12 protein-coding genes and 1 pseudogene are annotated in these 21,986 nt (G+C 45.5%); 3 read left to right on the forward strand and 10 right to left on the reverse strand.

From position 1 onward, the window contains the following. Positions 1-39: 39 nt before the first annotated feature. The 9 genes from KJS52_RS26555 to KJS52_RS26595 all read right to left on the reverse strand — a co-directional run bounded on the left by KJS52_RS26555 (position 40) and on the right by KJS52_RS26595 (position 18,179). The gene (locus KJS52_RS26555) at positions 40-6,612 is read right to left on the reverse strand and encodes a collagen binding domain-containing protein (RefSeq protein ID WP_213520593.1); all 6,573 of its coding nucleotides are present in this window, start codon (positions 6,610-6,612) and stop codon (positions 40-42) included. Positions 6,613-7,094: 482 nt separating this feature from the next. Beyond that, positions 7,095-8,066: an ABC transporter permease gene (locus KJS52_RS26560; RefSeq protein WP_213520595.1), complete on the reverse strand. Its 972-nt coding sequence runs from the start codon at positions 8,064-8,066 to the stop codon at positions 7,095-7,097. Then, the gene (locus tag KJS52_RS26565) at positions 8,047-9,555 is read right to left on the reverse strand and encodes a sugar ABC transporter ATP-binding protein (protein ID WP_306433607.1); all 1,509 of its coding nucleotides are present in this window, start codon (positions 9,553-9,555) and stop codon (positions 8,047-8,049) included. Before KJS52_RS26565 ends, KJS52_RS26560 begins: the two co-directional genes overlap by 20 nt. A 99-nt stretch (positions 9,556-9,654) precedes the next feature. After that, the gene (locus tag KJS52_RS26570) at positions 9,655-10,824 is read right to left on the reverse strand and encodes a levoglucosan dehydrogenase (RefSeq protein ID WP_213520597.1); all 1,170 of its coding nucleotides are present in this window, start codon (positions 10,822-10,824) and stop codon (positions 9,655-9,657) included. A gap of 898 nt (positions 10,825-11,722) precedes the next feature. Next, complete coding sequence (locus KJS52_RS26575; protein ID WP_213520599.1) at positions 11,723-12,904, reverse strand: substrate-binding domain-containing protein; 1,182 nt, start codon at positions 12,902-12,904, stop codon at positions 11,723-11,725. 40 nt (positions 12,905-12,944) lie between these two features. After that, the gene (locus tag KJS52_RS26580) at positions 12,945-13,757 is read right to left on the reverse strand and encodes a sugar phosphate isomerase/epimerase family protein (protein ID WP_213520601.1); all 813 of its coding nucleotides are present in this window, start codon (positions 13,755-13,757) and stop codon (positions 12,945-12,947) included. Between the two features lie 283 nt (positions 13,758-14,040). Further along, entirely contained in the window at positions 14,041-15,462 is a 1,422-nt protein-coding gene (locus tag KJS52_RS26585) for an extracellular solute-binding protein (RefSeq protein ID WP_213520603.1), read from the reverse strand. A gap of 74 nt (positions 15,463-15,536) precedes the next feature. Continuing rightward, positions 15,537-16,682, reverse strand: a complete 1,146-nt coding sequence (locus KJS52_RS26590) for a Gfo/Idh/MocA family protein (RefSeq protein WP_213520605.1) — start codon at positions 16,680-16,682, stop codon at positions 15,537-15,539. 99 nt (positions 16,683-16,781) lie between these two features. Beyond that, on the reverse strand, positions 16,782-18,179 hold the full coding sequence (locus tag KJS52_RS26595) for a response regulator (RefSeq protein WP_213520607.1): 1,398 nt from the start codon (positions 18,177-18,179) through the stop codon (positions 16,782-16,784). 98 nt (positions 18,180-18,277) lie between these two features. Here KJS52_RS26595 and KJS52_RS26600 point away from each other — a divergent pair, with 98 nt between their 5' ends. Further along, on the forward strand, positions 18,278-20,080 hold the full coding sequence (locus tag KJS52_RS26600; RefSeq protein ID WP_213520609.1) for a sensor histidine kinase: 1,803 nt from the start codon (positions 18,278-18,280) through the stop codon (positions 20,078-20,080). Positions 20,081-20,157: 77 nt separating this feature from the next. On the opposite strand, the gene KJS52_RS26605 is transcribed toward KJS52_RS26600, so the two are convergent. Then, positions 20,158-20,583 carry a GNAT family N-acetyltransferase gene (locus tag KJS52_RS26605; RefSeq protein ID WP_306433608.1) on the reverse strand — a complete coding sequence of 142 codons (426 nt, stop codon included), beginning with the start codon at positions 20,581-20,583 and terminating at the stop codon, positions 20,158-20,160. A gap of 302 nt (positions 20,584-20,885) precedes the next feature. On the opposite strand from KJS52_RS26605, the pseudogene KJS52_RS26610 reads away from it, so the two are divergent. Together KJS52_RS26610 and KJS52_RS26615 are read left to right on the forward strand one after the other, a co-directional pair. After that, a pseudogene (locus KJS52_RS26610) lies at positions 20,886-21,056 on the forward strand (DinB family protein); the annotation flags it as partial. Positions 21,057-21,193: 137 nt separating this feature from the next. Beyond that, positions 21,194-21,802, forward strand: a complete 609-nt coding sequence (locus KJS52_RS26615; protein ID WP_213520611.1) for a superoxide dismutase — start codon at positions 21,194-21,196, stop codon at positions 21,800-21,802. Positions 21,803-21,986: the final 184 nt, after the last annotated feature.

Genomic DNA, 21,986 nt, shown 5'->3' on the forward strand with positions numbered 1-21,986 from the left:
CTGGGAATGTACGCATTCTGCAACTAAGCATTAAAAGAATTATTGCTTTTGTGCTCTTCTCTTGCCAAGCAGCAGCATTGCTACAAGAAGCAAGCCGCTTCCTACAAACAACCAAATCATCGTAGAGATCGAATCGCCTGTTTTCGGCAATTGATTCGAAACGCCACCTGCATTAGCTCCGGTGCCATTGTTGCCTTCTGCACCGCTATTCAGACCTGGCATAGTACCGCCAATGCCTGAATCGCTATCTCCAGATCCATTATCGGAGTCTTCTCCGTTATCTGATCCATTACCACCTGGAATTACACTACCCTCTCCAGTATTTTGTGTCGGTTCTGGAGTAGGTTCCGGTGTTGGCTCTGGTGTTGATGTTGGTTCTGGTGTATTTGCTCCCGTTGTCGGCTCTGGTGTCGCACTTGGCGTTGGTGCTGGTGTCGGCACTGGCGTTGGTGCTGGTGTCGGCACTGGCGTTGGTGCTGGTGTCGGCACTGGCGTTGGTGCTGGTGTCGGCACTGGCGTTGGTGCTGGTGTCGGCTCCGGTGTTGGTGCTGGTGTCGGCTCCGGTGTTGGTACTGGTGTCGGTTCCGGTGTTGGTGCTGGTGTCGGCTCCGGTGTTGGTGCTGGTGTCGGCTCCGGTGTTGGTGCTGGTGTCGGTTCCGGTGTTGGTACTGGTGTCGGCTCCGGCGTTGGTACTGGTGTCGGCTCCGGCGTTGGTACTGGTGTCGGCTCCGGCGTTGGTGTCGGTGTCGGTTCCGGCGTTGGTGTCGGCTCCGGCGTTGGTGTCGGTGTCGGTTCCGGCGTTGGTGTCGGCTCCGGCGTTGGTGTCGGTTCCGGTGTTGGTGTCGGCTCCGGCGTTGGTGTCGGTGTCGGTTCCGGTGTCGGCTCCGGTGTTGGTGTCGGTGTCGGCTCCGGTGTTGGTGTCGGCTCCGGTGTTGGTGTCGGTGTCGGTTCCGGTGTTGGTGTCGGTTCCGGTGTTGGTGTCGGTTCCGGCGTTGGTGTTGGTGTCGGCGTTGGTGTTGGTGTCGGCTTCACCAAAGCTTTACAATCATCAACAACAGTAATTTCTCCTAAAACATCTGCACCTTCAAACACTTTGTATACACCTGGTGCCACTGTATAAGGAATGACTGTCTCGCCATTCTCATGTGTTATGCCCGATGCGATTACTTTACCAGCTCCATCTCTAATTTCGAAAGATACTCCTGCTCTTGGAATACCCTTCTCATCTTGAATAGTTAAAGTAAATACTGGGCAAGCATTGACTGGAACTTGAACTGCAGCACTACATTCTCCTTCAACATAGCTTACATCGATAGTGCCAAGCACAATTCCAGATTCATTTAATACAGTGTATGTCACACCTTCTTGTAGCTTCGTCTTATCGCTAAACACGATTTGACCGTCAACATTTGTTACCCCTGACTCAATGATTTCACCTGCATCATCTACAATCGTCACTTTGACATCTGCTCCAACAGGAGTAGAATCGCTGTTATTCACTGTTAAAATAAAGCTTGGGCAGGCTTTGACAGGGATTTTAACGGTTGCGCCACATTCACCGTCAGTATAGCTTACTGTAATGGTACCGAGCACAACTTCTGACTCATCTAGTACAGTGTACGTTACACCATGTTTGAGCTTCGTGCCATCAAATACAATTTGACCATTAGCATTAGTAATATCTGTGGTAACTAATGCACCATTCTCATCAACAATCTTTACATTGAAGCCTTCTCCAACAGGATTTGAATCACTGTCGTTAACTGTTAATGTGAAGGTTGGGCAGATATTTCCAGGAATTTGAACAGAATCACTACAGTTTTCATTCGTATAGCTAACTGTAATGTCACCAAGCTTAACTCCTGCTTCATTAAATACAGAATATGTTTCATTTTGCTGAAGTATCGTTTTATCACTGAATACGATCTGGCCGTTAGCGTTTGTAGCTTCTGTTGCTACTTCTTCACCTACTTGATTAACAATCGTCACGTTAACATTTTCTCCAACAGGAATACCTTCACTGTTATTCACTGTTAGCGTAAAGGTTGGACAAGCATTTTTAATTACAGTACCTTTACAGTCATTTGTATAAGTGACCTTAACATTGCCAATCAATTCACCTGCAGTACCATCTTCATTTACTTCATGAACAGTAACTGTACCTGGCGTATAGTTTTCAGGCAATTTGATCTTACCATCTGTGTCCGTAACACGAGGAACTTCATTACCTTCGCTGTCTTTCACGATAACTTCCGTGTTAGCTTTAGGCGTTGTACCATCTGGTGAGATCACCGTAATTTCGAATACTTTACATATACGTGGAATAGACACTTCGTCTTGACAGTTTCCGGTATACGATACATTAATAATGCCTAAATCTTTTTCATTTAAAGCACCTGAGTTAATTGTCACTCGGTACTCTCCTGGGGCAACATCAGACGGTAATGTAACTTTACCTTCAGAGCCAACAGTATATGTTCCACCTGCTCCAGTATTCGTATTTGTAATAGTCACTTCCGTACCTTCTGCTGCTAGCAAATCATCTTCATCCTTCACTGTAAAGACAAAGCTATCGCATGCACGTAGAGGCTGAACAATTGCTTCACATTCTGGACCTACTTCAAACTCACCTAATTTTGCTTCACCTAGATAAACCTCGTATTCGCCAGGAAGGAGATTATCTAATGCTACTTTACCATTCGCATCTGTTGTAACAGGTAGCTCTTTAGTTGAATCGTCTTTATCAACAACTCTTATTTGTGTATCAGCTAGAGCTCTGCCGTCTGCATCTTTAACCGTTAAGTTAAATGTTTCACATACACGCGATACATCCAAAGTAGCTTCGCAATTAATCTTATAGCTAACGACAACTACTCCTAAATACTGGTTGCCCTCATACAGCTTATAAGTACCTGCTGGTAGTAGATTTTTGCCATTCTCTACTATAGGCGAAATTTCAAACTTGCCATCTTCACCTGTTGTTTCAGTAGCAACTATGTTGTTAGCTGAATCCTTTAATGTTACTTCTACATCAGGACGAGGATCGCCATTTTCTGTTACTACCGAAATCTTAAAGGTTTCACACAAAGGTAACGGCTGTACCTCACCTTGGCAATTGCCACTAGTGTAATCTACGTTCACAGTTCCGAGTACTCTACCGTCTGCTTTTACAGTGTACTCACCCTTCATCACATAATTGACTGAAGTACCTGGACGGTTAATGTCTGCAACTTGACCTGCATCATTAGTAGTACCTTTGTAAACGACTTTACCTTCACTATCTTCCAACTGAATTTCCTTTTTGGCTTCAGGTTCCCCATCAACATTTTTTACTGTTAATGTGAAGGATGGACAGGCATTTGATACATCCACATCTTCGATGTTGGTGATCTCATAAGGCTCTCCACCATCAAGCATATCGATTTTTTCATCCATCGTAATATTAATGTCCCCAACCGGAAGATAGCCTTCAAGCGTCGTTACCTCTTTCAGGATATACTTACCGTAGCGAACCTGTTCAAATGTTAGTGTACCGTTTGCGTCAGTCGTAGCTTCATCCAGTTTAATCGTGCCGGACTTATTCCAAAGCTCGAATTTAACTCCTTCTAGCACTTCACGTCCGCTTTCTAAAGGATTAACACCGAACTTTTTCAATTGCAGTTCGCCTTTTGTTCCTGAAGCTCCCGTATCCGATTCGCTATACTTAAATTGTTTTAGATCGCTACCCTCTGCGCTTGTGCCTGCACTAGCAGCGCCTTCATAGTTGATTGAGGCTTTATTGGATACTGGTTCACCAGTGTTTCCATCACCCAAGAAGAAGGTAGAGTACTTGATGATATAGCCTTTTCCACCATTTCCATCCAAATTATTCAAATTACCTAAATCCAAACTAAAGCTACCATCAGAATTTAGCGTAATTGAGTCAGGATCAATTTTTTCTTCATCTCCAACAGTTCTTGACGTTCCACCTGTATCCAACTTAATCTCTTGCTTTTTGAACGTATTTGTTAATACTTTTTGGTTGGGCGATGGTGTGTCAGTCAATGTAATGTTACCTAGCTTTGAGTTGGAAGCATTTACGGTTACTGTCCAATTAATTAAATCATCCACTGGACGAGCTTCCGCAGATTTTGTAATAAGCTCATTGGCACGGCTGCTAATATTTGCTGTTGCATCATACGTATAACTTCCACCATGTGCTGTAGTAAATACGGCTCTGTTTGTATACTGTGTAGCCTTTCCTTCCTCAGGCTGACCATAAATATCATCAGAGTCCTTAGATTTGTACTCAATCAGGTAAGCTTCATTGTTTTCGCTAGCAGTCAGTCCTGCAAATGTAATTACAAAGCCTGTAACCTTACCATCTATTAGCGTTTGTGCAACTGACCATTTGTCGCTATCTAGTGGATTACTCTCATCTTTAGTCCCGTTCTCAGACGTTAGGTTCAATTTAAAAATTTTAATTTGATCCTTTAATTCGCTGCCCTCAGGAACAGGAATATAATGACCAGCACCTAAAGTATCCGTTACAGTTGCACCGTTAATATCCTGCTTATTGATATTAACAGCTACACGCCAAGAAAACTCCTGGGTATTATTGTTAACATCTACTCGCTTGTAACCATTGTTAGTAGTCGTTGTAGCTGGTGTATACTTTTCTGATTTATTAAGTGCTTTATTACCCAAATCTACAAGACCATCCCATGTTGCATCAGCTGTATTGATATACTCTCTTGCAACACCACCATTTGGCTTGATGTCGAACTTGGTTTTGTAACGAATGATTATCTCAGATCCTGCTGGAATAGGATCTGTAAATGTGATCTTAAAGTCTTCATCACCAATAGCAGATGGGCTAGTACCTGCCTTGTTAGTTATAGTAGCAGATGCGGGTACTCCTTTGAATAAAGCTGTGTCGCTTGCACTCCATTGTGTTAACGTATGCTTTAAATCATCGTTAATCTGCCGTTGAGTCGTTGTAAACTCATCTTCAATAACGAAATTTTTCAACTCTTTTTCAGCATTAATCGTCAATTCCCATGTAATCGTTTTGTTTACATAGTCAATGGTGCTACGGGATTTTTTGAAGATGTCTGGTTTAAGTTCAACTTGCGCTGAATCTGAGCCACCGTCTCCTCTCGTTACAGTGTTCGTAATTGTACCGCTATTCGAATCTGTAACAAACTCATCCTCAAGCACTGTATCGTACTCGATTAGATAAGCGGATGTAACTCTTCCATCTTTGGCGTCTTTGCTGAAATCAAGCTTAAAGCTATAGTCGTTATCCTCGACTAAATCATAATGCTCGCCTTGATTTAACTCTTCAGGAGGCCCTGAAACTGATTGACCATCAAAAGATAGAGTTACACGATAGACCTTTAAGCTGGAATAATCAATTGAATGTTTTCCAGTTGTATCTGAAGTCTCCAAGGAATCTGTCAATGTTGCTTTATCAGCAGCAATTTTTTGACCTAGCCAGTTATACTTGATTGTCCAGCTTGAATTGTACTTATCTCCTGTTCTACTTTTCTCCAAGGGAGTACCGTACCGAACAGTTTGACTTGCATCTACCTTCGTATTCGCTGGAATTCCATCTCCAGTCAAAGTAGCTGTATTACGGTAAGTTTCGTACTCATTCTCTGGATCTGCAGTTACTATCGTGTTGTACGTTACTTTGTAGGCATAATAGCCATCCTCGAAATTAATCGGAAACTCACTGGCACTTTCTGTCGACACTGGAGCGCCCGGATTGCTTGTATCAATGCCATTCAAGCCAATCTTATACTGCTCTAAAGTAATCACACCGTCTAGTGCAAGTTTCTCATCAATAACGTCATTAAGAGATGCACCTTTCAGCTCTTGACCAGCCGTGTTTACCCAGATCGTCCACGGAATGGTTACTGTACCTGAAGCATCCCGCTCAATAGCTCCCGCGCTTTTCGTTAGCAAGCTGCCGCTCCCACCTGGAGCAAAAATAAACGGAAGCTCCACATTCGTCGATCCTACCACAGGAATAACTAGAGTTTGCTCCAACGTGTCTTCACTTGCAAAGTTGCCAAACTTCGCTTCAAACACGAAGAAAATTGTACCAATTGATCCTTCCTCTAGCTCGCTATCCAGTGTCACTGTTACAGTTTTAGAGTTCTCATCATAGGTGGAGTGATAAGCCAACCAGCCTTCAGTATCATCTAGATCCCTTGTTTGATTAAATGAGCCTTTATCATGCTCCACAATCATATGATCAGGCATCTGGAAGGTGAAGGTAGAGCCTATTCCGTAATCTTGAGTAGGATTTACAGCAAAATCATACTTTAGATAAACGGTATCACCTTTTTTAGGCTTAGGACCTGTGTAATTTTTCAGATCTTCAACGTCTGCGATCTCCTTAGCATTTCGATCAAAAAGACGCAGATTTGCAAATGACATTGTTACATCCTTTTGTAATGCATCTTGCGCAGCATCAGTCGGGCTTGTGCTTTCGGATGTGCCTTCTGTTTCACTCGCAGCTGGCGGTGCAGATGGAAGTTCATTTTCTGCAAACGCCGTAAGCGGGGTAAACATAACTTGAAGCACTAAAAGCACAGCAAGTATTGCAGTATTGATTCTTTTCATCCTTCTCTCCTTTTCTTGGTTTAGAGAGAGGACACCTTACATTTGCTGACGAACGCAGCCTGTTCACTCTGGAAGGGCTGCAGCAAACATTAGGCTAGCCTCTCTACTTCCAGTGTGTTATTGCATGTGAGTTGCATACATTTTCGCCTTTGAAGGGACATGAAGACAAGCAATCATGCAAGTCAAACATGGAGCGGTTATGTAATCGCAACTTCCTTAACGAGCCACTGACTATTTGTCTCACCTCCCTTCAAAGTCATGGCTCTCCCATTTTTTGTGATTTTTATTTCAGTATAGTTAAAAGAACTAAAAAATTTCTGAACAAATGATGGCTGCCACGACCAATCCAACGTTCAAAATATATTAATTTTTTGTAAATCAAACAAAGCAGGCAGCTCACCATCGCACTGCGACAATGAGCTGCCTGCTTAAAGCCTACTACAAATTCAGCATATACTTATTAATCCGCTATACCCTAACTACTAACGCTGCATCGCTTTTTTGCTGAAAGCGACCGCCAATATAATAATTAAGCCTTTGACAACGTTTTGCTGGCTGACATCAAGTCCCATAATAATTAAGCCGTTGTTAATCATCCCGATCATAAGCGAGCCGATGACACTGCCCACTACGGTCGCCGTACCGCCAAACAGACTTGTTCCGCCAAGAATAACTGCAGCGATAACCGACATTTCATCGCCTTCACCGAAGGTGTAGCGTCCTGAGCTCATTCGTCCAGCGTACAGCATGCCCGCTAAAGCTGCCGCTGCACCTGAAGAGGTCATAACCCAAAGCTTGACGCGGTTGATGTTAATCCCCGTAAAGCGGGCAGCATTTTCGTTGCCGCCTGTTGCTAATGTTTTTCTGCCGAATGGAGCCTTCTTCAATATAAAATGCCCAATAATTGCGATAGCCAGCATCCAGAACAACAGAATCGGAATGCCGCCGATGCTGCCGCCGCCAAATATAAAATTGAACGAATCGTTCAAAATCGGAACAGGCGCGGTATGGGTAATCCACATAGCAGCACCACTAATAATGATCATCATGCCGAGTGTGACGAGGAAGGACGGTATGCTTAATCTAGTAATCAGCATACCATTAATAAATCCGATCACAACACCAGTAGCCAAGCCGATTAAAGCACTGAATACGATCGGGATGCCCGCTTGTATGCTCAGCGCGCAGGTCAAGGAAGATAAGGCCGCGATCGAACCGATCGACAGGTCGATTTGTGCTGCACCAATAACAAATGTCATCGCTACAGCCATAATTGCAATAATTGCAGTCTGTCTAATAATATTCAGCAAATTTCCTGTTGTTAAAAAGCCTTGGTCATGCAGCGTTACGGCGAAAAAGATAAAGACCACCACAAACGCAATGTAAACCATATATTTGCGCCAGTCTATCGTCAGCAGCTTGCTGCCAGATGAATTAGAAGCTTTGGATTGCATGCTCTAGCGCCTCCTCTGAAGTAATATTTTGTCGTTGATGCTCGGCGGTGATTTCACCCTTTTGCATAATAAGAATTTTATCGCTCACAGCAAGCAGCTCAACCAGCTCTGATGAAATGACCAGCACTGCCTTGCCTGAATTCGCAAATTCGCGAATGATTTTTACAATTTCTATTTTGGCGTTAATATCGACTCCAATTGTCGGCTCGTCCAAAATGAGAATATCGGGATTGGTCGCCAGCCATTTGGCAATTACGATTTTTTGCTGGTTGCCGCCAGACAGCAGTCCGCTTAGCTTGTAAATGTTGTCCGTTTTAATTGACAGCTTGTCTACATATTGATGTGCAATCTCATTGCTTGCCTTGCTGCTGACAAATAAGCCTTTCGTTAGTGCCGGCAGTATGGAAAGCGCGATGTTGTCACGCACGCTGTGCTCAAGCACAAGCCCTTGGGTACGGCGGTCCTCCGGTACTAAGGCGATGCCTGCCTTGATTGCATCCTGTGGACTGCTTATCCGCTTGCGCTGTCCACGCACATAAATTTCCCCCTGCTGATAAGGGTCAAGTCCAAACAAGCCGCGCGCCAGCTCCGTACGACCGCTGCCCATCAAGCCAGCAAGACCGATAATTTCCCCAGGCTTGATTTCAAAGCTGACATTTTTCACTCGTGAGCCAATCGTTAAATTTTTTACCTGGAACAATGGCGGAGCGGTGACATCATAAGAGCGCTCTACCCATTGAAATGCTTCTCCGACACGATTGCCGACAATATGCTCGATCAGTTGCTCCATCTCGATTTCGGAGGTTTTGGCTGTGATGCAGTTTTTTCCGTCGCGCAGCACCGTTACGCGATCGCATACTCGAAAAATTTCATCCATCCGATGTGAAATATAAATAATCGCGATTCCTTTAGCCTTCAGCCTGTCCATCAGCTGAAACAACAGCTCCGTTTCGATTTTCGTCAAGGATGAGGTTGGCTCGTCCATAATTAATATTTTCGTGTCAACCGTTAGCGCCTTGGCGATCTCGGTAATTTGCCAGTAGCCGACACCAAGCTTGCCAACCTCGCAATCCGGATCTATATCGATTTGCAAGTCTTGCAGAATCGACTTCGTTTGCAGCGCAATTTTTCTTTGGTCAATTAGCCCAAGCTTAGTTCTCGGCTCCTTGTTCAAATATACGTTTTCAGCCACTGTGAGCGTCGGAACTAAAGAAAACTCCTGGAATATCATCGAGATGCCATGCTCGTTAGCTCGTTGTGTGCTGTCTATTTTAACTGGCTTGCCGTCTATTGTGATCTCGCCTTCATCCAGCTGGTATACACCCGTCAATATTTTCATTAGTGTGGATTTGCCCGCACCATTTCCGCCCATTAATGCATGGATTTCTCCAGCCTGCAGTTCAAAATCTACTTGATGCAGAACGCCTACTCCGTTAAAGCTTTTCGATATATTCGACATCTGCAGCACTGCTTGAGTCACGCTGTTCACCCTCTATCCTGAGAAGGAGCTATCTTCTGCGATAGCTCCTTCTATTAATATTTCAATCATGTTTTAGTAGTTAAGCTTTTTCTATCGTGTTTCTTCTATTTAAATAAGATCTACTTTCGTCCACTTCTGCTGCTCCGCAGAACGCAAAATCGCTTCGCTAATTTGTGCGATACGATAACCGTCGTTAAAGCTTGGCGAAATTTCGCGGCCTTCTACGATTGATTGAATGAAGTCGTGCATTTCGATGATTTTCGTTTCGCCGTAGCCGATGCCAAGCGCAGGGATAGGCCATAGTGCTTCGCCATAAGGTGTAGCCGGTCCTGTATAAACGGTGCGGTAGCCGCGGCGGTCAGCAGGATCGTCAGCGAAGCATACTTGCAGCTCATCGCGATTTTCATAGTTGAAATATAGCGAGCCTTTTGTGCCGTGGATTTCGAACGTCAAGAAATTGTTGCGTCCCCAGCCGTTGCGTGTTGCTTCTATGCTGCCGATCGCTCCATTTTCAAAACGCAGCAGCGACATAAATTCATCGTCAACGTCAACCGGGCGCTTTTCAGCCTGCTCATCCAGCTTGACGGTTCCAAGCTTATCGACCCCAAAGGCTTGTACAGGCCGTTCTGTAATCCATGTTTTGGTCTCCGCCATTACCTCCGCAATTTCGCCAACTAAATATCTGGCGAAATCAATAACATGCGTACCGATATCTCCAAGTGCTCCCGAGCCGCTCAGCGCTTTTTGGAAGCGCCATGACAGCGGAGAATTCGGATCAGCTGACCAATCCTGTAAATATGTGCCGCGGAAGTTTAGGATTTGACCAATTGCGCCTTCTTCAATATATTTTTTAGCCAACGCCACTGCAGGCGTACGGCGATAATTGAAGGCAACCATATGCTTAACGCCGGCAGCAGTTACTGCGTCAAGCATTTGCTTCGATTCCTCAAGCGTGCTTGCCAGCGGCTTTTCACAAATGACATGCTTGCCAGCCTTTGCTGCCGCGATCGCGATTTCAGCATGTGAATTGTTAGGCGTAACGATATCGATCACATCGATTTCCGGATCATTGACCACATCGCGCCAGTTATCGGTATACTTCTCGAAGCCAAGTCTAAGCGCAGCCTGCTCAGCAGCCTCCATAGTCAAATCACAAACAACCTTGCGCACAGGGATTGCCGGAGCTGGCCAGAAAAACATCGGCATAGCCGCCATCGACAAAGAATGAGCTTTCCCCATAAAACCCGCACCAATCATTCCAATATTAATTTTTCGCATTATAGTTCCCACCTTCAGCTATTTATTTTAGTTCAGCGCTCCGGAGTAAAGCATCCTTCAGTCGCTTTTTAAATCAGCGCTCCGGAGCAATGCATCCTTCAGTCGCTTTTTAAATCAGCGCTCCGGAACAAAGCATCCTCCAGTCGCTTTTTAAATCGTAATGCTCTTATTTAAATTTTTAAGGTTGCATTACGATGTTAAAGGCGACGCACTCTCGTTTTTCGGATGCTTTGCTCCTCCGCTGGAGTCTTTTTTCTTGATTGTTAAGCTTCGATGTCGAATATACCCCAAAGTTCAACGCTCCGGAGCAATGCATCCTCCAGTCGCTTTTTAAATCAGCGCTCCGGAGCAATGCATCCTCCAGTCGCTTTTTAAATCGTAATGCTCTTATTTAAATTTTTAAGGTTGCATTACGATGTTAAAGGCGACCCACATGCGTTTTTCGGATGCTTTGCTCCTTCGCTGGAGCTTTTTGTTGTTGAGTACGCTACGAAGCGTTACAGCGCCATCAGAGTCGGACTTTTTGAACTACCCTTTAAATAAGAGTTCAAAAATTCGGCTTTCAGGACCAAGAAGCTTGGACGCTAGTAGAAAATGAGGAGCGCAGCGTAGGCAATAAGCTACGTGAGCACCGGAATTTTCGCTAGCGTTCAAGATTCGCCGTCAAATCCGCTACAGAGAAGTCGCATCGTCATCAAAGTCGGACTTTTTGAACTACCGCTTCCAATGAAGGTTCAAAAATTCGGCTTTCAGGACCAAGAAGCTTGGACGCTAGTAGAAAATGAGGAGCGCAGCGTAGATAGACCTACGTGAGCACCGGAATTTTCGCTAGCGTTCAAGATTCGCCGCCGAATCCGCTACAGAGAAGTCGCATCGTCATCAAAGTCGGATTTTTGAACTACTCCTTATATGCGGTTTGGATTGATTCTGGAACCTCCTGATGATACACCAACTTCCAAGCGTCAAGTACATTGTCGTGTGTTACATTAAGTGCTGGAACCGCAACATATGGTGGTGTTTCCTTGCCTAGCACGGCATAGCCTGCGAGAATCGCCTCAGCGACGCCTTGGTCATAAGGCAGCTGAGCGCCCAAGCCTTGTATGATGCCGTTTTTCGCTATTTCAATTGCGACATTTGTACCAAGGTCAATCGTTGTCATGACCAGTTCATTGCGTCCTGCTGCTTTAACCGCTGCCAGCGCACCTTCTGCTGGTACATCCCAGACAACAAACATGCCGTCCAAATCCGCATTTTTCGTCAATAGCGCTGATGCTACTGTCTCGCCTTGGTTTTGATCGGCAATGCCGCCGCGATCTACGATTTCAATATTTGGATAGTTTTCTGCAATGGTTTTCTCGAATGCTTCTACACGCTGCTTCGTTACGAAGAAGTCAGCATCGTGGTAAATGACCGCGATTTTGCCTTCACCGTTCAGCTTGTCCGCCAAAATATGTGCCGCTTCAATGCCGTTGCCATAGTTGTCGGCAGATACGACGCTGACATAATCCTTGCCAGCTTCAAGACCAGTTGGCGCATTGTCCATAAAGACAACCTTCACGCCTTGCTCGGCCGCCTGCTTGTATACGGATGCAGTTGATACCGCATCAACAGGAATGCTGACTAAAATATCCGGCTGCTTCGCGAGAATTGTCTCGATATCGGAAACCTGCTTCTCTGATTTGAACTGTGCGTCCGTTACAGCTACGACTTCAACGCCCATTTTGGCAAATGTGTCCTGCAGCCCTTTAATTTGCGCAGTTGACCAGTCATTGCCCGCATAGTGCATGGAAATAGCTGCTGTCAGCTTTTTCTCTTTAATTTGCTTAATTTCTTCAACGGTTAGCTCTAATGATTTTGCCGATACAGCCAGCTCGCCATGCGGCCCTTGGCTTAAAATCTCTTTTTGAGGCAAATCCTGGTTGACTGTAATTGGCTCCGTTACGGCTGGAGGCTCAGTTGCATTTCCTCCATTGCTGTTATTGCCGCTATTGCTGTTATTTCCAGGTGAGTTACTGCATGCCGCTAGCAGCAGCATCATGATGCACAGCATTGAAACGATTGCTTTAGTACCCTTTTTCATTGTTGTTCCCCCTGTTCATTAGTTGAGCATTTTTTTATGGTTAGCCTTGCAGCAGCTGCTTCAAATAAGCGTAGCTTTGCTCTGCCCCCGCTTTAGGGTCAGGGTGGCTGTCAAGCTCGGTCGTAATCCAGCCGGAGTAGCCATGCTTCACAAGCAGCTCGAGCATTGCCTTGAAGTTTTGTCCTCCTTGTCCAAGCGGTACAAAATCGCTGCCCTGCAAGTCTTTAAAGTGAATGTAAGGAATGCGGTCGATATACGTCTCGATTACTTTAACAGGATCGCAGCCGCCTGCCTCCAAATGCGCTGTATCCGGGCACAAGCTGATGCTCGTTAACGACATGATGCGCTGCAGCTGTTCCCACGATTGAACAATCGTTCCCAAATGCGGATGATAGGTCGCCTGCAGTCCCAGCTCCTTAGCTAGCTGATCAAGCTTGTTCAAGGCATCCGCCAGTCGCTCATAATCGCTGTCCTGAATGCCTGCCGAGCGAATCGCTCCGCCGCCAATGACGAGCTGCTCTGCCCCCAGCGATGCAGCAAACTGTGCGACACGTCTGATTTTGTAAAATTCATCCTCTAAAATATCCGGATAGATGAAATTGCCGCCTGTATATACGCCAATAAAGTCCAGCTGATGCTTCTCGCACAGTGTTTTAAATTGTTCAGGCTTGTCCTCGTAAGCCATTAAGTTTCCTTCAAAAAGCTCAAAGCCGCTATAGCCCGCTTCTGCAATTTGCGCCAATGCCTGCTCAGTAGAGCCGTTGGCCCAGTAGTATGCTTCCTTAACACATGTAACGCCGCCCGCTGCGCCGACAACGCCGCCCCATGTATTCGTTTGGTAGCCTAGCTTCATCATCGCCATCCCCCTTAATCTTATGCTGCGCGTTTATTGAAATTAAAATAGTTGTTCAAAAAGCTTTTTGAAACATCTTGCCTGAGTTAAATATAAAGCTTTTGAAAGCCGTATAATATGCGAATAATTTAACACGGTAGGGGGAACTTTTTAGCTTGGCTACAGCTGCGCATATTTGTTCAAGACGCGAAAAGCGCAAGCTTTCTGGCTTCTCCAGCCTTAAGCTTGCGCTTTCTTATATGCACCTATTTAGCTTGTGCGTCAACATGGCCCAACTGACTGCCTATGAGGAGCCAAGCTCCAGCAGCTCCGTCTGTGCTTGACTAAGCGCCTGCTCAGCCGATGCGTTGCCGCTTATATACGCTTGAATCGCAGTGCTAACAATATCGACCATCTGACTATAATTGATCATGCGCGGTCGCAGTGCTGCACGCTCGATCGATGTAAGCAGCACATCATAGTAATTGCGATTTTGCTCAATAATGAGCTCGTCGGACGCAGCAAACGCTGAAATCCGGGTAATCTGATTTTTATATTTCAGCGCGCTTATTTGCTGCTCGCTGCTCGTCAAATAGTTCAGCAGCTCATAAGCCGCATTCTTTTGCGAGCTGTATTTGTTAATGGCAAGCCCCCAGGTGATCAGATACGGCCCTTTGCCCTGCTCGTCCATTGAAGGGAACGTAAAATAATCGAGTCTGCCTGTGCGAATTGCTGGCGATAGCTCCATCTTGAAGACATTCATCCCCATCGCAGCTTGTCCCGAGTTAAATGCGATCGCTGCTTCCTCCCAGCCAAAATCCAGCACCTCTGGCGAGCTGATCGAGCGATCGTTCAGCCATTTGCCGTACAGCTCGAGCGCCTTTAGAGCTTCGCTGGTCATTAGATTCGGCTGCTGCTTGTCACTGTACAGACTGCCGCCGAGCGCATTTAATATCGCCGTATACTCGATAAAGCTCGCTTCAGCATCGCCTGCCATAAATGTAGAGCCATAGGAGATCCCTTTATTAAGCGAGGTATCGAGCTCTGAGGTGAAGAAGCGATTTAAGGTCTCGTACTCCATAAGCGTTGCTGGCAGTGCGATTTCCTTATCGTAGCGCTGCTCAAAGGCTTGCTTCACGAGTCGATCCTTGAATACATCCTCGCGATACGTCCCCATTAGCACATTGCTTGCAATCGGCAGCGTATAAAAATCGAAGCCGCGAGCCGTTATATTCTCTACTGGGCCAATTTCTTCAGGCGGCATAATCGAGCTGAGCTGCCGCGGATTAAATAAAGAGCCGTCAGCTAAAATCTTCGCCACAAGATCTTCAAGCTGCGCGTCACCATACGCCTCGTCCGTTAAATACCCTGATAAAGGCTCCAAATGGCTGATCATAATCGGTACCCAGGCAGCGTTCATCAGTATTAGGTCAAATGTGTTGCTTTGCTGGATTAGCTCGTTGTAAACCTTCGCTTGTATGTTGTCATGACTGAACGTATGCACCTCAATCTGCTTGCCAGTCAGCTGCTCATAGCGGTTGACTGATGCGACAAGCGCCTCGGAGCCCAGCTCTGCCGAGCCGAACAATATTTTAATAGGAGCTTCCGGCTGCTCCGCTTTCTCATTTACAGAATCAGGAGCGGCCGAGGAACGAGACAGCGAGCAGCTTGCCAGCAGTGCACATACTATAATCCATACCAACACTGTTCCAAATGCTGTTCTCATGCAAAACGTTCCTCGCTTCCTGTATCGTTTAAGTTTGAACTAAGCTTGGTCCAAATTTAAGCTTGCTCCAGCTTCTACAGCTCAACCCAGCTTTTCGTCGTGGCGCTTTGCAAAATTGCATCAAGCAGTTTCATCGAATGATGGCCGTCGGCAAAGGTTGCATAGCGTGGACGCGATGCGGATTGCTTGCCAAGCACGTCCTGATAAAATTGCTCCATCATATTTTTTTGCGCATCAGGCCAGCCCTCTATGTGGCCGCCAGGATAATGGCTGTACGCCCTTGCATCTCGAGCGAGCAGCAGCGGATCATTAAGCAGCTCCGCATTAGCGTCCTGCCGCTTGCCGACCCATAGCTGAGCGGGATTTTCCTGATTCCAGGCAAAGGAGGATTTACTGCCGCTAATCTCCAGATACAGATGATTCTTTCTGCCCGCACTAACCTGCGAAACGATAAAGCTGCCAGAGGCGCCATTGTCCAGTCGGAACAAGATTGTACCGCAATCGTCGTTGCTTACCTCGTAGCTTTCATATTCCGCATCAGCCTGCTGCTCGCCAAACGTTTGGCTCGCTTGCTTCGGCTTGCGTCTCGTCGGCATCACAGTAACAAGATCAGCAAATACTTTCACAATTTTTGCATTCGTAATATATTCGATCAAATCAAGCCCATGCGACCCAATATCGGCTGCTGCTCGCAAAGCTCCGCCTTGCTCGCTGTCGATTCGCCAATTGTAGTCCGTATCAAACAACAGCCAGTCCTGCAAATAGCCGCCATGGATATGATAGATTTTCCCGATTTCCTGCTGGGCGATCTTCTCCTTCATATGCTGCACCAGCGGATAGTTTCGATACACATAGTTAACGCCGTGCACCAGCTGCTTGTTTTGCAGCAGCGAAAGCAAATACTCGCTTTGCTGGCTATTCAAGCTTAGCGGCTTCTCCGACAGCACATGCTTGCCAGCCAGAATCGCATGCTCGTTGACTTCTACATGCATCGCGTTTGGCGTGCAATTATGAATAACATCAAGCTCGGCCAGCGCTAGCATTTCCTTATAATCGCCAAATGCGTATGGAATATTCCAATGCTCTGCTGCCTTTTTCGCCGATGCGGCAGTTCTGCCTGCTATAGCAACAACCTCGGCAATGCCAAGGCGTCTTATCGCTTCAATATGAGCGCCGCTTATAAAGCCCGTTCCGACAATCCCTACTTTAATCTTCTTCATCCTATCTCCTCCAATCATGGCTTATGGACAATACCGTAATTGTAGTCGAGCCTTGCTAGAAAGCGTAGATGAATGATTTAGTGTGTAGCGGTGAACATTTTAACGCTGCTCAGCCTGCTGCTTTCTCAGCTCCGTTGGCGTTACGCCAAATTCTCGCTTAAAGATGCTGCGGAAGTAGCGTTCGTCAGCATAGCCAATGCTGCTCATAATATCATAGACCTTCATATCTGTTTCCAGCAGCAGCTTATGTGCGCGCTCCATCTTTTTGCGTGTCACATATTTGCTGAAGTTCATGCCGAACTGCTGCTTGAACATGCGGCTTAGCGTGACAGGATGGATGCTGACAGCTTCAGCCGCCTGCTCCAGACTAATTTCCCCGGTTCGGTCGGTATCGATGATGCGCTGCACCCGATCAAGCCAGCTTTCGGAAATTGCGTTTTGCTGCAGCTGCTGCATATGCTGCTTCGCTTTAATGCTGCCGCGAATAACACCGCGCATTTGCGTTTCAAGCTGCGACCATGTTTCAAAATCTGCAACCCAGCTAAGCCAGTAGCGAATTCGATCCTGCTCTACCATAACGACTGACGGATGGATTAAGCTTTCATCGATCGCAGTCAGCAGTAAAGCGCATTCATATTGCAGCTCTTGCAACGTAAGGCTGGATGCATGCTCAAACCAGCCTTCCAGCAGCTCGTCAATTTCGGCAAGCTGCTCCTGCAAAATCGCTCGAATCAGCTTCATTCTACATGCTTTTGCTTCCTTGCGCGTCTGCTCCATTACAGAGCTGGATGCCGGCAGCAATCGCCCTTCATAGAAAATAGCTGCTTGCCGTTTTTTAATTTGCTGATCGATATAAGACAGCGCTTCCTGCCGCTTATGGAAGCCTTGATGCGACTGCTCCAAGCTTTGTGCAATAGCCAGCTTCCAGCCTTCGCCAGTCACGAATTGGCAGAGCGACGTCTTCATAATTTGCTGCCATTGCTCGGCTTCATAGTCCTCGTAGAAATAAACCGATTTTTGAATGCGTTCATCCAGCCACAGACTGCCGTCCGTTACATCCATTTGCTCATAGCTGAATATCGGAGTAGGCAGCTTTAGCCGCTCGTACTCGAATTCCTGAATAAATTTTTGCGCAAGCTCCTGCTGCACCCGCTGCACGTTGCTCATCAGCTGCTGCCGGTCAACCGGCTTTAAAATATAGTCCATTGCCCCGTGCTGAATTGCCATGCGGCAATAATCGAAATCGTCATAGCCAGATACAATAATAATTTTCATATTCGGATAGGAGCTGCTCAGCCTCTGCAATATCTCTAGTCCATCTATTTCTGGCATGCGGATGTCTAGCAGCAAAATATCTGGGCATAAATATTGAATCTGCTCCAGCGCTTGCTTGCCATAGCCTACATCAAATATATGCTCGGAAGAAACAAATCTGCTCAGCTTTTGAATGATGCTTTGTCTAACCTCATATTCATCGTCTGCAACACAGATTTTCATACTTGCACACCCCTTTTATTGCGGTTATGATACTTGTACATTGCAGCTAAAAACGATAAGTCCGACATTACGAACAAAACTACAGGAGATAGATCGTGATGAAAAACTCCGCTATAACACGCATCGTAAACCAAATGTCTATAAAATACAAATTATTTTTTATCTTGTTATTGATTTCAATCATCCCGCTTATACTGGTCAGCTATGCATCGATCAGCTATATGACAAGCTCGAGCAATAGCTATTCTACAAATCTTTCCAGACAGCATATCAGCTTTGTCAGCAATGATTTGAACAGCTACTTTACGCAGATGCAATATTCCTTTGAAGGGCTGGTCAATCATACCAGCTTTCAGCGCTTTACCGGGACGGACAGGCAGGATCTCGCCCAGCAATCGTCGGACATTATTGAATTTCGCTCGCTCATTTCCAATGCGATGCAGTTTTATCCGGAAATATTAGGCGTGCTTTATTTGGACAAGCAAAACAAAACCTATTTTCAAACGAATCAAAAAACGCTTGACGCATCGTTTAATTTTAAAGCGGATACATTGTACAGCAGCATTTATCAGTTGGAGAGTAATCAGCTTTTGCCGCCTCATCCGATGAATTATGTGCTCTATGCCAAGGACTCTATTTTTTCTTATGTATGGCCAATTGTCAATTTGCATAATGGCGATATTACGTCTTGGCTGATGATAGAAATTAAAGCAGAAAAAATATTCAATATATTGGAAAATGAGCACGGGCAAGCTGGTCAGCTTTATTTGTACTACAAGCCGGCTCAGCGGCTATATCAGTCCTCCGAGCTTGATGTGGAGGCGCAGCTAGCCGAACGGTTTAAGCAAGCCTATGCCGAGCAAGACAATAAGCAGCAAACGTTTTATTTTACTAGCCAGAACCAAACCTACGAGGCATCCATTTCCTCCCTGTTTGATGAAAATTGGGAGCTGGTCTGGATTGCCAACCGTGCCGATATAAAGCAAGGGGTCGCCAAGGCGATTCAGGCAACGATGATCATCGCATTTGTCAGCCTGGTCCTTGCTGTCATTATCGCATTTCCTAGCATGAACACTGTTGTTAAACCGTTAAGCAGGCTGAAGAAAGGGATGGAAAAGCTGAGCCGGGGCATTTACACGCCTATTGCCAATACGGCCAGGTCCGATGAAATCGGCTATCTGGTGCACAGCTACAATCGAACGATTCATAAACTGGAGGAAATGGAGCAGCAGGTTTATCGCGCTCAGCTGCGTGAGAAGGAGCATGAAATTTTGCAGTTGCAGGCCCAGATCAACCCGCACTTTGTATTTAATACGCTGGAGACGATCGATTCCTATGCAGCACGCAACAACGGCGATGCCGTCAGCGATATGGTGCTGTCACTGTCACGCATGATGCGGCATACGGTCAGCAATAACAGCTCGTGGACGACGTTAAGAGAAGAGGTTGATTATATTCGCCACTTTATGAATATTCACTACTATCGACATCATCAGCATGTCAACGCTGAGCTTGATATTGATGATCAGGTGCTGGAGGAGCGAATTATGAAAATGAGCATCCAGCCGTATATTGAAAATTCCTTCAAGTATGCCTGGACGCCAAGCATGACACCTGAGCAGTTTAAGCTAACTGTACGCGCGCAAAAGCTGGGCGACAAGCTGAAAATCGAAATTAAAGATACGGGGATCGGCATGCCTGAGCCGATTATGCAGCATATGCAGCAGCTGATCGAGGCAAAGGGAGAGCTGCAGAACGAGTATTTCAACAAGCATACGGGTATTTACAATGCATACCGCCGCTTTGTGTTAACCTATGGCGCTGAAGGTGAGTTTATACTTGAGAGCTCGCCTGGACAAGGCACGCAAATTATTTTGATTATACCGCTGCAGCTTCCCTAATGGGCTGCTCGAATAAAAAGAAAAGGCATAGCTGTGAAAGATCCTGCAGCTATGCCTTGCTATAAATATAATGGCCGTTATCCGCTAACAATACTTAATTTTTGAAAAGAGCGAATAAAATCAGTCGTTGCAAATCCCAGGGATTCAAATAGCTTGAAGATAGGCTCATTGTATTCGTCAGCAGTCACGTAGATTTTTGAAACTTTCTTTTGATCGAAGCGCTGCTTTAATGCGTGAACGAGTTCTTTATCTATCCCTTGCTGTTGATAGTTTTGTGCAATTGCAATTCGATAATAGTAGCCTTTATTATTATCGATAGTACCTATGATGACGCCAACAATTTGCTCGTCTGCCTCGGCTACGATGACAAGGTCGCTGTCCCAGCCTAATTGACGGCTAAAGGCGACCAGTGTTTGCTCACATGCTTCCTCAGAAAGAACCTCTTCAAAAAGCTCCTTGATGCTGCGATAATCTGCCAATTGAATCGAACGTACATTCATCATTTACACCTACTTCTAAAAGATCAGTACCCAAAGATAATACGACAAATTCTTGTAAAATCCTTGCCCAATAGACATATTATATATTGAAAATACGCGAAATAACAAACATTTTTATTGTAAGCGCTTATATTGAACGATTATATCCTCGATTTTTGTCAATAATGAATAAATTGTAGTCGCCTATTGATAATAAAACGAACGTTGCCAAATGGTCTAGTTTTTCCGATTGAAATTGTAAAAAGAGGGAGCAAGAGTACTGCGTCGAATAGCAAACTAGCAAGAAATGTTGCGAGAAACAGATTGCAATTTCCCACCCAGCATATGGCTCGCTCAATACTAGCATATCAGGCTTGGTTCAGCATGTTGTTAATCATGGAACCTATCATCGTGGCAACCTAACAGCTATGCTGCGGCAGCTCGGCCATAGCGGCACGCCTACTGATTATGCCTTTTATTTGTACGTGGATGAATAAAAATGAGCTTGCAAAGCAACACTGTCCAATGGGAACGAAATTACACCAGACTTTTTAAACATCTATGTTGCTTTATTCCATCAAATCGGTGATAATAAATAGAGTAACTACATATTTCAAATTGGAGGTTATTGCAAATGGCACATCAATTACCAGCTTTACCTTATGCACACAATGCGCTTGAGCCGCACATCGATGCTTTGACTATGGAAATCCATCATGGTCGTCATCATAATACTTATGTAACAAACCTTAACGCTGCTTTGGAATCTGCTCCTGAGCTGCAAGACAAATCTGTTGAAGAGCTAATTGCTAATCTTGACAGCGTGCCTGAAGCAATCCGTACTGCAGTTCGCAACAACGGTGGCGGACATGCTAACCACAGCCTGTTCTGGGAAACAATCGGCCCTAACGGCGGCGGCGAGCCAACTGGCAAGCTTGCAGAAGCAATCAATAGCAAATTCGGCAGCTTTGAAAACTTCAAGGCTGAGTTTGCAAAAGCAGCTACAACTCGTTTCGGCAGCGGCTGGGCATTCCTGGCTGTAAACAATGGCGAAATTGAAGTATACAGCTTGCCTAACCAAGACAGCCCAATTATGGAAGGTAAAACACCTGTCCTTGGTCTGGATGTATGGGAGCATGCTTACTACTTGAACTATCAAAACAAACGCCCTGACTACATTGCAGCATTCTGGAACGTAGTAAACTGGGATGAAGTTGGCAAACGCTACGAAGCAGCTCTTTAATAAGCGGCTTCGCGCAAAGCGATAAATAATAAGAGCTTGTTCAGATGGTCGGTTTTCACTGACTTTCCGGGCAAGCTCTTTTTTATTTTTACATGATTTTGGAACGGGTACAGGAACCCAATTTAAGCATTTGGCATAAGCTACTGCAGGACGAATGCCTAATATACTCGTAAAGGAGTTTGAA

Origin of the sequence: Paenibacillus montaniterrae, assembly GCF_018403185.1 — a bacterium.
Classification (GTDB): Bacteria; Bacillota; Bacilli; order Paenibacillales; family Paenibacillaceae; genus Pristimantibacillus; species Pristimantibacillus montaniterrae.

Excerpts from the sequence above, each read along its gene's own strand:
- KJS52_RS26570 (WP_213520597.1), bottom strand. The coding sequence starts at position 10,824 with ATGCGAAAAATTAATATTGGAATGATTGGTGCGGGTTTTATGGGGAAA.
- KJS52_RS26615 (WP_213520611.1), top strand. The coding sequence starts at position 21,194 with ATGGCACATCAATTACCAGCTTTACCTTATGCACACAATGCGCTTGAG.
- KJS52_RS26595 (WP_213520607.1), bottom strand. The coding sequence starts at position 18,179 with ATGAAAATCTGTGTTGCAGACGATGAATATGAGGTTAGACAAAGCATC.
- KJS52_RS26555 (WP_213520593.1), bottom strand. The coding sequence starts at position 6,612 with ATGAAAAGAATCAATACTGCAATACTTGCTGTGCTTTTAGTGCTTCAA.
- KJS52_RS26580 (WP_213520601.1), bottom strand. The coding sequence starts at position 13,757 with ATGAAGCTAGGCTACCAAACGAATACATGGGGCGGCGTTGTCGGCGCA.
- KJS52_RS26600 (WP_213520609.1), top strand. The coding sequence starts at position 18,278 with ATGAAAAACTCCGCTATAACACGCATCGTAAACCAAATGTCTATAAAA.
- KJS52_RS26575 (WP_213520599.1), bottom strand. The coding sequence starts at position 12,904 with ATGAAAAAGGGTACTAAAGCAATCGTTTCAATGCTGTGCATCATGATG.
- KJS52_RS26605 (WP_306433608.1), bottom strand. The coding sequence starts at position 20,583 with ATGATGAATGTACGTTCGATTCAATTGGCAGATTATCGCAGCATCAAG.
- KJS52_RS26560 (WP_213520595.1), bottom strand. The coding sequence starts at position 8,066 with ATGCAATCCAAAGCTTCTAATTCATCTGGCAGCAAGCTGCTGACGATA.
- KJS52_RS26590 (WP_213520605.1), bottom strand. The coding sequence starts at position 16,682 with ATGAAGAAGATTAAAGTAGGGATTGTCGGAACGGGCTTTATAAGCGGC.
- KJS52_RS26585 (WP_213520603.1), bottom strand. The coding sequence starts at position 15,462 with ATGAGAACAGCATTTGGAACAGTGTTGGTATGGATTATAGTATGTGCA.